Source organism: Arthrobacter sp. 05N425, from assembly GCF_056397125.1.
Genome location: NZ_JBFTMU010000017.1, coordinates 14,583 through 27,613, shown reverse-complemented (window position 1 = coordinate 27,613; position 13,031 = coordinate 14,583). Strand labels below are relative to the sequence as shown.

Here is a 13,031-nt window from a genome sequence, read left to right as displayed (position 1 = left end):
ACTAGGAAGGACCGGCGCCGTGGGGGCGGCACGCTAGCCGCGCTTCTGCGGGTAGCCGACAAGGGGATACGGTGGCACGGACAACAGACAGGGCGCAACGCGGCGGCCACTCCGGCGTCAGCATCGAGGATGTGGCGGCCGCCGCGGGCGTCTCCACCGCCACCGTCTCCCGGGCCGTCCGGGGRCTGCCCAGAGTCTCTCCCGCGACCCGGGAAAAGATCCTCGAAATCGCCGAGGCCCTGGGCTACGTGGCCTCCTCCTCGGCGTCGGGCCTGGCCACCGGCCGCACCCGGACCATCGGGGTGCTGGCCCCGTTCGTGAGCCGCTGGTTCTTTTCCAAGGCCATTGAAGGCGCGGACCGGGAGCTGCACGGCCGCCAGTACAACCTCTCGCTCTTCAACCTGGGCGGTCACGGGAGCCACCGCGAGCGGCTGTTCAGCAAGACCATGGTCTACAAGCAGATCGATGCGCTCCTGGTCCTCTGCATGGCCCTGAGCCGCGAGGAACTCGAGCACCTGCAAAAAATCGACATCCCGCTCGTCGTGGTGGGCGGCCACGTCGAGGGCTGCGCCTACATCGGGATCGACGACTACGAGGCGGCCTCCACCGCGGTGCGCCACCTCATCGGCCTGGGCCACAAGGACATCGCGCTGCTGCACGGCGACGACGAAACAGACCTGAACTTCGACGTTCCGCGGGTACGCATCAAGGCGTTCCAGGATGTGATGGCCCAGTCCGGGCTGGACGTCCGGCCCGAATGGGACGAGTGGGGCGACTTTACCGTCCGCAGCGGCCAGGACGCGTTCAAGCGGCTCTGGGACCGGCCCGGACCGAAGCCCACCGCGATCTTCTGCGCCTCGGACGAGATGGCCATGGGGGTCCTGTTCGAAGCCCGCCGGGCGGGCGTCCGGATACCGGAGGACCTGTCCGTGGTGGGGATCGATGACCACGAATTCTCCGCCGCCGTCGGCCTCACCACCGTCGGCCAGCGCCCCGACGAGCAGGCCGAGCTCGGTACCAAGATGCTGCTCGATGAGCTCGACGGGATTGCCGGGGCCGTGCGTTCCACGGTGGCTCCGCACCGGCTGATCGTGCGGGACACGACGGCGGCCCCGTTGCTCGCGGTGCCGCTCGCCCCGGCTTCCGGCCAGGGATCCCGGCGGGCTTAGGCCGCGGGGTTCGGCGCCGGGACCGGGCTTCGGCGCCGGCGGTACGGGCTCAGGAGGCGCGGGCCAGCTGCCGGATCGGAATCCAGCGGGAGGCAAGACGCCGGTAGGCGGCCGCCGCTCCGGTCATGTCACCCTCGGCAAGGCACTCGATCCCCAGCCGCACGTCCATCGGGGACTCGTCCGGGTAGACCTTGTCCGCCACCGCGCCGTAATCAAGCTCCACGACCGACTCGGGGTGGAAGAGTTCGAGCCACTCGGTGAGCTGGGTCAGGTCCTCCAGCATGTCCAGGTCCGGGGCAGCGAGGGCAAGATGCGCGACGGCATGCCGGACCCGTTCCAGTGCGGCGGCGATCGTTGCCCGGATGCGCACGGTGACGATCCGGCCGTCGGACTCCACCACGTCCGTGGGATCGGCTTCCTGGAAGAGGCAGAACCAGCTGAACGGAATGCCCCAGGTCGACGCGCGGGTGTGCACCCGGCCAAGCCCCTCGCGCGCCTTCACCTGGTCGATGCGTTCCTGGTGCCGGTCCCGCTGCTCCTCGGGGATCAGCAGCTGCGCCAGCGGGCCGTKGATCCCCTCCATCAACGCGTTGGCGGCCAGACCGGCGCGGAGCACCAGCTGGCTTGGGCAGTACAGCAGCCTGGCCGGCAGGACTTCGCCGTCGCCGATTTCCTCCCCCTTGCCGGCAGCGTCGTTGCGGGCGGCGGCGGAACCGCTGACGGCCAGCACACGCACCAGGTCGGTCTGTCCGGTGGGGAAGGGATCCCCGCCGGGGCGGGTGATGCGGCCCAGGGAGGCCAGCAGCTCGGCGTTCTCCACCGCGGCGCGGGACTCCGCGCGGGCACCGGCGGTCCGCAGGGCCGCCTGTTGCTCGGCCGGGAAGGCCTCCAGCGGCTCGTAGACCCGGAGCGTGGAGGAGAACGGCAATCCGGCCTGGCCACGGTAGAGGTTGCCCGTCATCGCGGGCCTGCGCTTCCCTGGCGGGCGTCCATCAGTCGGCCAGCTCCACGATGACCGGGGCGTGGTCCGAGGCGCCCTTGCCTTTGCGCTCCTCGCGGTCGATCGAGGCCCCCGATACCCGGGCAGCCAGAGCGGGGGAGGCGAGGACGAAGTCGATCCGCATCCCCTCCTTCTTCGGGAACCGCAGCTGGGTGTAGTCCCAGTACGTGTACACGCCCGGCCCGGGCGCGTGCGGGCGGACGACGTCGGTGAACCCGGCGTCTTCGAAGGCGTGGAAGGCCGCGCGTTCCGGTTCGCTCACATGCGTCAGGCCCTCGGCGCGGAAGTAGTCGATGTCCCACACGTCCTCGTCCCGCGGGGCGATGTTCCAGTCACCCATCAGCGCGATCTGCGCCTCCGGGTCGGCCCGGACCCAGCCCTCGGCGTGGGCGCGGAGCGTGTCCAGCCAGCTGAGCTTGTACGGCATGTGCTCATCATCGAGCGCCCGGCCGTTAGGGACATAGAGGCTCCAGACCCGGATCCCGCCGCAGGTCGCACCGATCGCGCGGGCTTCCTGCACTTCGTCCTTACCGCCCTTGCCAAAGACGGGCTGGTTCATGAAGGTGCGCTCGACGTCGTCGAGCCCCACCCGAGAGGCGATGGCCACCCCGTTCCACTGGCTCAGGCCGAAGTGCGCGACCTCGTAGCCCATCCGCTCGAACAGTTCCCAGGGAAAGTTGTCGTCCTTGCACTTGGTTTCCTGGATGGCCAGGACGTCACAGTCGGTGCGCTGCAGCCAGGCCTCAACGCGGTCGGCACGGGCACGGAGCGAGTTCACATTCCAGGTAGCAATCTTCACAGTTCCTAACTTACCGTTCCTTGGCCGGGCGGCGGTGCGGCAAGTACGCGCCGGACAGGGCAGGCCGCTGCGGCCGGGCACTCTGGAGATTAGTAGGAAGTCCGAGTATATTCGGGTGCAGAGATGATCTAGGTCACATGCAAAGGAGCATTCCATCATGGTTCGTGAGCTTTCCCATTACGTCGGAGGACAACACGTGGAGGGCACCTCGGGGCGCTTCAGCGACGTCTACGATCCCTGCACCGGCGAGGTCCAGGCGAGGCTTCCCCTGGCCAGCGCCGAAGAAGTCCGCAACGTGGTCGCCAATGCGGAGAAGGGCCAGCTGGAATGGGCTGCGATGAACCCGCAGCGCCGCGGCCGGGTCCTGCTGAAGTTCGTGGACCTGGTCAACCAGAACATGGACGAGCTCGCCACCCTGCTGTCCTCCGAGCACGGCAAAACCTTCCTGGATGCCAAGGGCGACATCCAGCGCGGCATCGAAGTGGTCGAGTTTGCCGCCGGTGCCCCGCACCTGCTCAAGGGCGAGTTCTCCGACAGTGCCGGGACCGGCGTCGACGTCCACTCGATGCGGCAGCCGCTCGGCGTCGTCGCCGGCATCACGCCGTTCAACTTCCCGGCCATGATCCCGCTCTGGAAGTCCGGTCCGGCCCTGGCCGCCGGCAACTCCTTCATCCTCAAGCCCTCCGAGCGGGACCCCTCCGTGCCGCTGCGGCTGGCCGAGTTGTTCACCGAGGCCGGGCTGCCGGACGGCGTGTTCAACGTGGTCAACGGCGACAAGGAGGCCGTGGACGCGCTGCTGGAGGACCCCCGCGTTCAGGCCATCGGCTTCGTCGGTTCCACCCCGATCGCGCAGTACATCTACGCCACCGCCGCCGCGCACGGCAAACGCGCCCAGTGCTTCGGCGGCGCCAAGAACCACATGGTGATCATGCCGGACGCGGACCTGGACATGGCCGCGGACGCCCTGATCGGCGCCGGATTCGGCTCCGCCGGCGAACGCTGCATGGCGATCTCGGTGGCCGTCCCGGTGGGCAAGGCCACCGGCGACGCACTCGTCGCAAAGTTGCAGGAACGGATCGCGGACCTCAAGGTGGGCCACAGCCTCGCCAAGGACTCGGACTTCGGGCCGGTCGTGGCCGCTTCCGCCAAGGAACGGATCGAGGGCTACATCGCCTCCGGCGTCGAGGAAGGCGCCAGCCTGCTTACGGACGGCCGCGGCCTCAAGGTGGAGGGCTACGACGGCGGGTTCTGGGTAGGCCCGACCCTCTTTGACAACGTCACCAAGGACATGAAGATCTACCAGGAGGAGATTTTCGGCCCGGTGCTCAGCGTGCTCCGCGCCGAGGACTACGACGAGGCCCTGCGACTCTGCAGCGAGCACGAATTCGGCAACGGTGTTGCGATCTTCACCCGCGACGGTGACGCCGCCCGCGACTTCGCCAGCCGCGTGCAGGTGGGCATGGTGGGCATCAACGTCCCGATCCCGGTGCCGATCGCCTACTACACCTTCGGCGGCTGGAAGGCCTCCGGGTTCGGCGATCTCAACCAGCACGGCGCCGACGCCTTCCGCTTCTACACCAAGACCAAGACGGTCACCACCCGCTGGCCCTCCGGCATCCGCCAGGGCGCCAGCTTCGTGATGCCGGAAGGCAGCTGATGGCGGCCCGGCCCTCCGAAGAGACCGCAGGAGAATCCGCCGAGGTCCTCTTTGAGCGCCGCGGCCGGCTCGGCGTCATCACGCTGAACCGGCCCAAGGCCGTCAACGCGCTGACCGCCGGCATGGCGGCGGCGATGCTGGACCAGCTCACCCTCTGGGCCGACGACGACGCCGTCGCCGCCGTGTTGGTCCGCGGCGCCGGCGAACGGGGGCTGTGCGCGGGCGGGGACATCGTGGCGATCTACCGGGACATGCTCGACGGCGGCGACGCGACGGCGGATTTCTGGGCCGTCGAGTACCGGCTGAACCTGCTGATCTCGGACTACCCCAAGCCCTACGTGGCGTTCATGGACGGACTGGTCCTGGGCGGCGGCGTGGGAATCTCCGCGCACGGCTCGGTCCGGATCGTCACCGAACGCACCCGGATGGGCATGCCGGAAACCACCATCGGCTTCGTGCCCGACGTCGGCGGGACGCTCCTGCTGTCCCGCTCGCCCGGCGAGACCGGCACCCACGCGGCCCTCACCGGGGCGCATCTGAGCGGCGCCGACGCGTTGTTCCTAGGCCTCGCGGACACCTTCGTGCCCTCTGCAGAGCTCGCTGAACTGGCCGCGGCGCTGGAAACCGAACCCGTGGACGCCGCCGTCGCACGCTTCGCCGGGGAAGCACCCCCGTCGGTCCTCGCCGCGCAGCAGGAATGGATTGACGCCTGCTACTCGTCCGACGACGCCGAAGAGATCCTGGACCGGCTCCGCACCGTGGGCGGCGAGGCCGCCGACGTCGCCGAGACCATCGCGGGCAAGTCCCCCACCGCCGTGAAGGTGGCGCTCGCCTCGCTGCGCCGCGCCCACGGCCTGAGCCTGGCCGAAGCCCTGGAACAGGAGTACCGGGTGGGCCTGCGGTTCCTCGCCGGGCCCGACTTCCGCGAGGGCATCCGCGCCCAGGTCGTGGACAAGGACCGGACGCCGCACTGGCAGCCGGCCAGCCTGGCCGAGGTCAGCGGCGACGACGTCGAGGCCTACTTCGCGCCGCTGGGGGAGCGTGAACTGCAGCTGTCGCCGCAGGCGAAGAGTTCAGAGACGAACATGGAGAAGAACAATGTCTGAGACCGCTGCGCCGGAAACCGCTGCGCCCGCCCTTGGCGCCATCGCCTTCCTCGGCCTGGGCCACATGGGCGGCCCGATGGCCGTCAACCTGGTCAAGGCCGGCTACACGGTGACCGGCTACGACGTGGTGCCGGCGGCGCTGGAAGCCGCGCGGGCCCACGGGATCGCGACCGCGGACACGGCCGCCGAAGCCGTCGCGGGCGCCGCCGTCGTGCTGACCATGCTGCCCAGCGGCAAACACCTGCTGGACGCCTACCGCGGCACCCCCGGCGAGCCGGGACAGCACAGCCAGCCGGGCCTGCTGGCCGCCGCGGCGCCGGGGACTATGTTCCTGGACTGCTCGACCATCAATGTGGACGAGGCCCGCGAGGCCTCGGCCCTGGCGGTGGCGGCCGGCCACCGGGCCGTCGACGCCCCGGTTTCCGGCGGCGTGGTCGGAGCCGAAGCCGGAACGCTGACGTTTATGGTTGGCGCGCTGGAGGAGGACTTTAAGGCCGTCAAACCGATGCTTGAGGTGATGGGTAAACGCGTGGTCCACTGCGGCGGGCACGGCGCCGGGCAGGCGGCCAAGATCTGCAACAACATGATCCTGGGCGTCTCAATGATTGCCGTCAGCGAGGCCTTCGTGCTCGGCGAGAAGCTCGGGCTGACACACCAGGCGCTCTTCGACGTCGCCTCCGCCGCGTCGGGGCAGTGCTGGGCGCTGACCACCAACTGCCCCGTGCCCGGCCCGGTCCCCACCAGTCCCGCCAACCGCGACTACCAGCCGGGGTTCGCCGGGGCGCTGATGGCCAAGGACCTGAAGCTCGCGCTCAACGCGCTCGAAAGCACCGGCGTCGCCGCCCGGCTGGGCCCGCTGGCCTCCGAAATTTACGATACCTTTGCCGCGGAAGGCGGTGCCGGCCGGGACTTCTCCGGCATCATCACCGACATCCGGGACAAATCCGAACATCAGCCGAGGGGACAGGCATGACCGACTACGCAAACATTCTGGTGGAGCGCCGCGGCCGCGTGGGGCTCGTGACGCTCAACCGGCCAGAGGCGCTGAACGCCCTGAACAAGGCCACCATGGACGAACTCGTGGCCGCCGTGTCCGCGATGGACACCGACCCCGGGGTCGGCGCCGTCGTGGTGACTGGCTCGGCCAAGGCCTTCGCTGCCGGCGCGGACATCAAGGAGATGCAGTCCAAGGGCTACATGGAAATGTACGCGGCCGACTGGTTCCGCGGCTGGGAGGACTTCACCCGGCTCCGCATTCCCGTGGTGGCGGCGGTTTCCGGCTTCGCCCTGGGCGGCGGCTGTGAACTGGCGATGATGTGCGACTTCATCATTGCGGGGGACAACGCCAAGTTCGGCCAGCCCGAAATCAACCTCGGCGTGCTCCCCGGAATGGGCGGCTCGCAGCGGCTCACCCGCGCGGTGGGCAAGGCCAAGGCGATGGACATGATCCTCACCGGCCGCTTCATGGACGCCGCGGAAGCCGAGCGCGCGGGGCTCGTGTCCCGCGTGGTTCCGGCCGCCGACGTCGTGGAGGAAGCCGTCAAGGCCGCCGAGGTGATTGCCTCCAAGTCCAAACCGGTGGCCATGGTGGCCAAGGAAGCGGTCAACGCGGCCTTCGAAACCGGGCTGGCCCAGGGCGTGCTGTTCGAACGCCGGGTGTTCCACTCGCTCTTCGCCACCGAGGACCAGAAGGAAGGCATGGCGGCCTTCAGCGAAAAGCGGCAACCCGACTTCACCCACCGCTAAGCGGCGCCTGCTTGCCGCAGCGATCCAATTCCGACAGCGAGGCGGCCATGCACGCAGGCTTTCTGGGGGTAGGGGCGACGCCGGAGGAGGTCCGGGCCGTGCTTCCCGGCGACGGGCTGGTCCCGGTCCCGGATGTGGTGATGGACCGGGGCTTCGGGCTGCCGGCCCCGCCCGACGCCGTCTGGCCGTGGATCGTCCAGCTGGGCAAGGAACGTTCGGGTTGGTACCTGCCTGGCTGGGCGGAAGCCCTCATTCCGGCCCGGCGCCGCGCCCTGCGGACCATTGATCCCGCACTCCAGGACCTCAGCGCCGGGGACGTCATTGCTGATTGGGGCGGCCCCAATGCCAGCTTCGAAATCGTCGAGGTGGACCCGCCAAAGGCGCTGGTGCACCGCTCGCAGCGCGGTGCGCTCACCATCAGCTGGGCGATAGTGCTGCGACCGTCGTCGGGCGCGGCAACCGGGACGCGGGTGCACCTGCGGCTCCGGCTCGCCGGCGTTAGACGCCGACGACTCGTGGAACTCGGCGGGGGCCTGTTCGATCTCCTGACCATCGCCGGACTCGCGGCCGGGCTGCGGGAAAGGCTGGGCACCCGGGGGTGACGCGGCCGCGCTAGGCCTTGCGCTTGGCGCGGAGCACCGAATCCCGGACCGTCACCGGTGCGCCGTCGGAATCTGCGGTGGCCCGCGGCCGGGACGTGCAGGTGACGATCTCCCACTCGTGCGGATCGAGCTCCGCCGCGAGCTGCTCGGCGGTGAAGAGCAACCCCGGGGCGGAGGGCCGGCGCACGCTGGTCTCCAGGTCCGAGGGGTGGTGGCCGACGATCAGCAGCGTCCCGCCCGGTGCCACCGACGCGGCGAGCCGGCTGTAGACGCTGTCGCGCTGCGGGGCGGGCAGGTGCAGGTACTGGGCGGAGACCAGGTCGAAGGTCCCGGCCGGCGGCGGCGAGGCCGTGAGGTCCTGGTGCTGCCACGTGATGCGGGCGGCGGTCTCCGGGTCGTCTTCGAGGGCGGCGGCCGCCCGGGCCAGGGCCACGGACGAGATGTCCACCGCCGTCACCCGCCAGCCGCGCCGGGCAAGCCAGGCGGCGTCGGCGCCTTCTCCGGCGCCGACGTCGAGGGCGGAACCGGCCGCCAGGTCCGCCACCTCGGCGACCAACTGGGGGTTCGGTTGCCCGCTCCACACTGAGCCGTGCTGGCCGTGCTGGCGGTACCGTTCGTCCCAGAACGATTCGTCGAATTCCATGCAGCTCTCCTCCGGTGCCCGTGCCGTGCGGCAGGGCGCCTGCCGCCTATCCAGTCTAGGCACGCCCGCCCGTCCCCGGGGCGGCGCGGAATGGCAGCGCCTGCCGCTGCTGAAAGGCTACGCGGCGCTGATCCCGAACAAACCGATGATCAGAGCCATCACCATCAGGGTTACGAGCTCATGGGCGCAGTTCAGCACGGTCAGGCCAACGGGGCGGCCCTCGAACGCGTCGTGCGTGATGAAGCGGGCGGCCGTGAACCCGGCCCACAGGATCAGGGCGGTAACCAGGGTGTTGGCGAGGAAGTTTCCGCCGTAGAAATGCTGCGAGATGGCGGCGGAGCCAGCCAGCACCCAGGCGCTGACAAAGCTGACCACCAAGGTGATCAGGATGGGCTTGACGGCGTCCCTGGCGTCCCCGCTGGGGCTGACCTTGGCGATGCGCATCCAGTAGTTGCCGAACACTTTGGGCGTGTACCAGACGGACCCGACCACCATGCTGGACAGCGTGGCCAGCAGTACCGCCCAGATGTTGATCTCCGGAATCATGGGGCTCTCCTCACCTCCTGGCCGTCCGGCCGACGGCCCGCAAACGAAGTGTACGGCTTAGCCGCTGAAGTCCCCGGCATTGCGCCGGAAGTTACCGAGGATCCGGATCAGCTGCTCCACATCCTGCTCCTCGAAGCCGGATTGGCCGAAGACCTCCGAGTTCAGCACCGCCGTCGCCCGCTTGGCCAGGGTGCGCCCCTCCGAGGTGAGCTCGATCAGCGTGGTCCGTCCGTCGGTGGGGTGCGGGGAGCGGAGCACCAGCCCGGCTTCCTGCAGCCGGTCGACGGCGTTGGTCACGGACGTAGGGTGGACCTGGAGCAGGGCGCTCGCCTTGTTCATAGGGAGCGCCCCGCTGCGGGCAAAGCTGAGCAGGGCCAGCAGTTCGTAGCGCGCGAACGTCAGCCCGAAAGGCTTGAGCGCGCTTTCGATCCGTGCCAGCAGGATCTGCTGGGTCCGCATGACGGCCGTGATGGCAGCCATCGGGGCGGCGACGTCGGCCCAGCCGTGCCGTTCCCAGTTCCGCTGGGCGTCGGCGATCGGATCACGCGGCAGCGGGGTGCCCATGCCTAGCCCTGCCCTTTCAGCCCGGGGAAGTCCGCCTCCGAGTACTCTGTGCCGAGGCCCTCCGGCACGCCGCCGGCCCCATGCCGCAGTTCCTCGCTGTGCCGCAGCTCCACCCGCCGGATCTTGCCGGAAATGGTCTTGGGCAGTTCGGCGAACTCCAGCCGGCGGATCCGTTTGAACGGCGCCAGGTGCTCGCGGCAGTAGCGGAGGATGTCCTCGGCCAGCTCGGGCCCGGGTTCGTGGCCGGCCGCCAGGACCACGAAGGCCTTGGGCACGGACAGTTTGAGCGCGTCGGGGGAGGGGACGACGGCGGCCTCCGCCACCGCCGGGTGCTCGATCAGCACGCTCTCCAGCTCAAACGGGGAGAGCCGGTAGTCGGAGGACTTGAAGACGTCGTCGCCCCGGCCCACGTAGGTGATGATGCCGCGTTCGTCCCGGCTGGCCATGTCACCGGTGTGGTAATAGCCGTCGCGGAAGGCCTCGGCCGTCTTTTCCGGGTCCCCGTAGTAGGCCTTCATCAGCCCGACGGGCCGCGGGTCCAGGCGCAGGCACAGCTCGCCGTCGTCGGACTCCTCCCCGGTGGCCGGGTCCACGAGGACGACGTCGTAGCCGGGCAGCGGCCGGCCCATCGCGCCGATCTTGATCGGCTGGCCCGGGGTGTTGGCGATCTGCACGGTGGACTCGGTCTGTCCGAAGCCGTCCCGGATCGTCTGGCCCCAGGCGCGGTGGACCTGGTCGATCACTTCGGCGTTGAGCGGCTCGCCGGCGGAAACCACCTTCGTGGGCGGGTTCTTGAGCAGGGTCAGGTCGGCCTGGATCAACATCCGCCAGACCGTGGGCGGGGCGCAGAAGCTCGTCACCCGCTCGCGGTCCATCTGCTCCATCAGCGCCTTCGCGTCGAAACGCTCGTAGTTGTAGATGAACACGCAGGCCTCGGCGATCCAGGGCGTGAACACGTTGGACCAGGCGTGCTTGGCCCAGCCTGGTGAGGCGACGTTCAGGTGCACATCGCCCGGCTCCATCCCGATCCAGAACATGGTGGACAGGTGGCCCACCGGGTAGGAAGTGTGGGTGTGCTCCACGAGCTTGGCCTTCGAGGTGGTGCCGGAGGTGAAGTAGAGCAGCAGGGTCTCGTCGGCCAGGGTCGGCGCGTCCGGGCTGAAGTCTTCCGCCGCGCCCGCGGCCTCGCTGTACTGAAGTGCCGCTGTGTTGGTTTCGGCGTTGCCGGCGGCGCCAATTTCGATCAGGCGGTAGTCACCCGGGACGCCGGTGAACTTGTCGATGTTGGCGCTTCCGACGGCGGCCCAGCTGGCCCCGCCGCGTTCCACCCGGTCCTGCAGGTCGGCCGGACCCATCAGCGTGGTGGTGGGGATCATCACGATCCCGAGCTTGATGCCGGCCAGCATCAGCTCCCACAGCTCCACCTGGTTGCCGAGCATGATGATCATCCGGTCCCCGCGGCGCACGCCCTGGGCCCGGAGCCAGTTGGCCACCTGCGCGGAGCGCGCCGAAAGGTCAGCGAAGCTGCGCCGCGTGGCCGTGCCGTCCTGCTCCACGATCACCAGGGCGGGCTTGTCCGCCTTGGCCGGATCGGCGGCGATCTGGTCGAACCAGTCCAGGGCGAAATTGAACTCCTGGAAGCGCGGCCATTTGAATTCCTGCCGGGCGGCGGCGTAGTCCCCGCGCAGGGCCAGCAGCCTGTCCCTCGCGGCGCGGAATTCCTCAGTGACGGTCATGGTGCACCTTTCGCAGCCGGTCGCAGCCAGGCGGTCCGGTGGCGGCCGCCGCTGGCCTAGTGATCCACATCACTGTGCAATATACTAGGACATCCAAGGGTTTGGAAGAGCCGATGTTGCTGCCGATGCGCGGCACATTACGAAGGGATATGTGCCCGTGCAGTCACAAGGAAGTGCCGGCGGACAGACCGCCGTCCAGGCAATGGCAGGCCAGGCAACGGCAAGCCGCGGCGCCGCGGAAAGTTCGGCCCAGGCCCCGGCAACTCCGCCGTTCCCGGACGCAGACCTGATGTACATCGTGGACCTCCTGCCCGCGGACGAGCGGGAGCGCTACCAGGGGATCCGGGATTTCCTGCAGGCCCGGATCCGCGCCGCATCGATCGACTACTGGAACCGCGAGGAGTTCCCCTTCGGCCTGCTCGCCGAGCTGGGCAAGCACGGCCTCGGCGGCCTGCAGACGGACGGCAGCTCCAAGCTCTTCAAGGGGCTGATGTATGTCGAGGTGGCGCGCGCCGACGTCTCGCTCTCGGCGCTGGTGGGGATCCACAACGAGCTGATCGTCGGCATGATCGACGAGCTCGGCTCGGAGGAGCAGAAGGCCCGCTGGCTCCCGGGGCTCACCGCCTTCACCCAGCTCGGCGCGTTCGCCCTGACCGAGCCGGACCACGGCTCGGACATCGCCGGCGGACTGTCCACCACGGCGCGGCTGGAGAACGGCGAATGGGTGATCACCGGAGCCAAACGCTGGATCGGCGCCGGCACCATCGCCGACTTCGCCCTGGTCTGGGCCCGCGACGTCGCGGACCAGCAGATCAAGGGCTTCATCGTCGAGACGGACCGGCCCGGCTACACCGCCACCAAAATCGCGAACAAGATCGGCCTGCGGATCATGCAGAACGCGGACATCGTCCTGGACGAGGTCCGCATCCCGGAAGCCAATCTGCTGCCCGGTGCCACGGACTTCTCGCGGGCCAACGAGCTGCTGCGGGACTCGCGCGCCTGGGTGGGCTGGCAGGCTGCCGGCATCCAGTTGGCCGCGTTCGACGTCGCCCGGGCCTACTCGCTGGAACGCAAGCAGTTCGGCAAGGAGCTGGCGCGCTTCCAACTCGTGCAGCAGCAGCTGGCCGAGATCCTCGGCAACGCCAGCGTCTCGCTGGCGTTGATGGCGCAGCTGGCGCGGATCCAGCAGGAGGGCAAGCTGGACATGGTGCAGGCCGCTATGGCGAAGTCCACCACCACCCGGCTGGCGCGGGCCTCCGTCGCGATGGGACGCTCGCTCTTGGGCGGCAACGGGATCAGCACCGACTTCGAGATGGGCAAGCTCTTCGGCGACGCCGAGATCCTCTACACCTATGAGGGGAGCTACGAGATCAACTCCCTGATCGTGGCGCGGGCCGTTACCGGGAAGTCCGCTTTCGTCTAGAGTCCGACGCGGCCGCGCTCCGGCTGGCCGCGGCCGGCCG

At 69.3% G+C, this 13,031-nt stretch carries 13 protein-coding genes; 7 read left to right on the top strand and 6 right to left on the bottom strand.

Annotation, left to right across the window (positions count from 1 at the left end; translation table 11 throughout):
* Positions 1-71 precede the first annotated feature (71 nt).
* A complete protein-coding gene (locus tag AC1DGE_RS15775) occupies positions 72-1,169 on the top strand; it encodes a LacI family DNA-binding transcriptional regulator (protein ID WP_476892911.1) in 1,098 nt (365 codons plus the stop codon).
* 49 nt (positions 1,170-1,218) lie between these two features.
* Here AC1DGE_RS15775 and AC1DGE_RS15770 read toward each other — a convergent pair whose 3' ends face one another.
* Together AC1DGE_RS15770 and AC1DGE_RS15765 are read right to left on the bottom strand one after the other, a co-directional pair.
* Complete coding sequence (locus AC1DGE_RS15770; protein ID WP_476917774.1) at positions 1,219-2,130, bottom strand: DUF8083 family protein; 912 nt, start codon at positions 2,128-2,130, stop codon at positions 1,219-1,221.
* 31 nt (positions 2,131-2,161) lie between these two features.
* A complete protein-coding gene (locus AC1DGE_RS15765; RefSeq protein ID WP_441417969.1) occupies positions 2,162-2,968 on the bottom strand; it encodes an exodeoxyribonuclease III in 807 nt (268 codons plus the stop codon).
* A 157-nt stretch (positions 2,969-3,125) separates the two neighbouring features.
* Here AC1DGE_RS15765 and AC1DGE_RS15760 point away from each other — a divergent pair, with 157 nt between their 5' ends.
* The 5 genes from AC1DGE_RS15760 to AC1DGE_RS15740 are packed head-to-tail and all read left to right on the top strand — an operon-like array spanning position 3,126 to position 8,079.
* Positions 3,126-4,625, top strand: a complete 1,500-nt coding sequence (locus tag AC1DGE_RS15760; RefSeq protein ID WP_476892910.1) for a CoA-acylating methylmalonate-semialdehyde dehydrogenase — start codon at positions 3,126-3,128, stop codon at positions 4,623-4,625.
* Positions 4,625-5,731, top strand: a complete 1,107-nt coding sequence (locus tag AC1DGE_RS15755; protein ID WP_476908952.1) for an enoyl-CoA hydratase/isomerase family protein — start codon at positions 4,625-4,627, stop codon at positions 5,729-5,731. Before AC1DGE_RS15760 ends, AC1DGE_RS15755 begins: the two co-directional genes overlap by 1 nt.
* Positions 5,724-6,704, top strand: a complete 981-nt coding sequence (gene mmsB / locus AC1DGE_RS15750; protein WP_476917773.1) for a 3-hydroxyisobutyrate dehydrogenase — start codon at positions 5,724-5,726, stop codon at positions 6,702-6,704. The genes AC1DGE_RS15755 and mmsB overlap by 8 nt, the downstream gene beginning before the upstream one ends.
* Positions 6,701-7,477: an enoyl-CoA hydratase gene (locus AC1DGE_RS15745; protein ID WP_476892907.1), complete on the top strand. Its 777-nt coding sequence runs from the start codon at positions 6,701-6,703 to the stop codon at positions 7,475-7,477. The genes mmsB and AC1DGE_RS15745 overlap by 4 nt, the downstream gene beginning before the upstream one ends.
* A 47-nt stretch (positions 7,478-7,524) precedes the next feature.
* On the top strand, positions 7,525-8,079 hold the full coding sequence (locus tag AC1DGE_RS15740) for a hypothetical protein (protein WP_476892906.1): 555 nt from the start codon (positions 7,525-7,527) through the stop codon (positions 8,077-8,079).
* A gap of 10 nt (positions 8,080-8,089) precedes the next feature.
* On the opposite strand, the gene AC1DGE_RS15735 is transcribed toward AC1DGE_RS15740, so the two are convergent.
* The 4 genes from AC1DGE_RS15735 to AC1DGE_RS15720 form a co-directional block, all read right to left on the bottom strand.
* Positions 8,090-8,722 (bottom strand): class I SAM-dependent methyltransferase, encoded by a 633-nt coding sequence (locus AC1DGE_RS15735; RefSeq protein ID WP_441417963.1) that lies wholly within the window; start codon positions 8,720-8,722, stop codon positions 8,090-8,092.
* Between the two features lie 117 nt (positions 8,723-8,839).
* Positions 8,840-9,268: a DUF1761 domain-containing protein gene (locus AC1DGE_RS15730; RefSeq protein WP_441417962.1), complete on the bottom strand. Its 429-nt coding sequence runs from the start codon at positions 9,266-9,268 to the stop codon at positions 8,840-8,842.
* Between the two features lie 57 nt (positions 9,269-9,325).
* Positions 9,326-9,832 (bottom strand): MarR family winged helix-turn-helix transcriptional regulator, encoded by a 507-nt coding sequence (locus AC1DGE_RS15725; protein WP_441417961.1) that lies wholly within the window; start codon positions 9,830-9,832, stop codon positions 9,326-9,328.
* Positions 9,833-9,834: 2 nt separating this feature from the next.
* Positions 9,835-11,568 (bottom strand): AMP-binding protein, encoded by a 1,734-nt coding sequence (locus AC1DGE_RS15720; protein WP_441417960.1) that lies wholly within the window; start codon positions 11,566-11,568, stop codon positions 9,835-9,837.
* 289 nt (positions 11,569-11,857) lie between these two features.
* Between AC1DGE_RS15720 and AC1DGE_RS15715 the strand changes: the two genes are divergently transcribed.
* A complete protein-coding gene (locus tag AC1DGE_RS15715) occupies positions 11,858-12,991 on the top strand; it encodes an acyl-CoA dehydrogenase family protein (RefSeq protein WP_476893035.1) in 1,134 nt (377 codons plus the stop codon).
* Positions 12,992-13,031 lie beyond the last annotated feature (40 nt).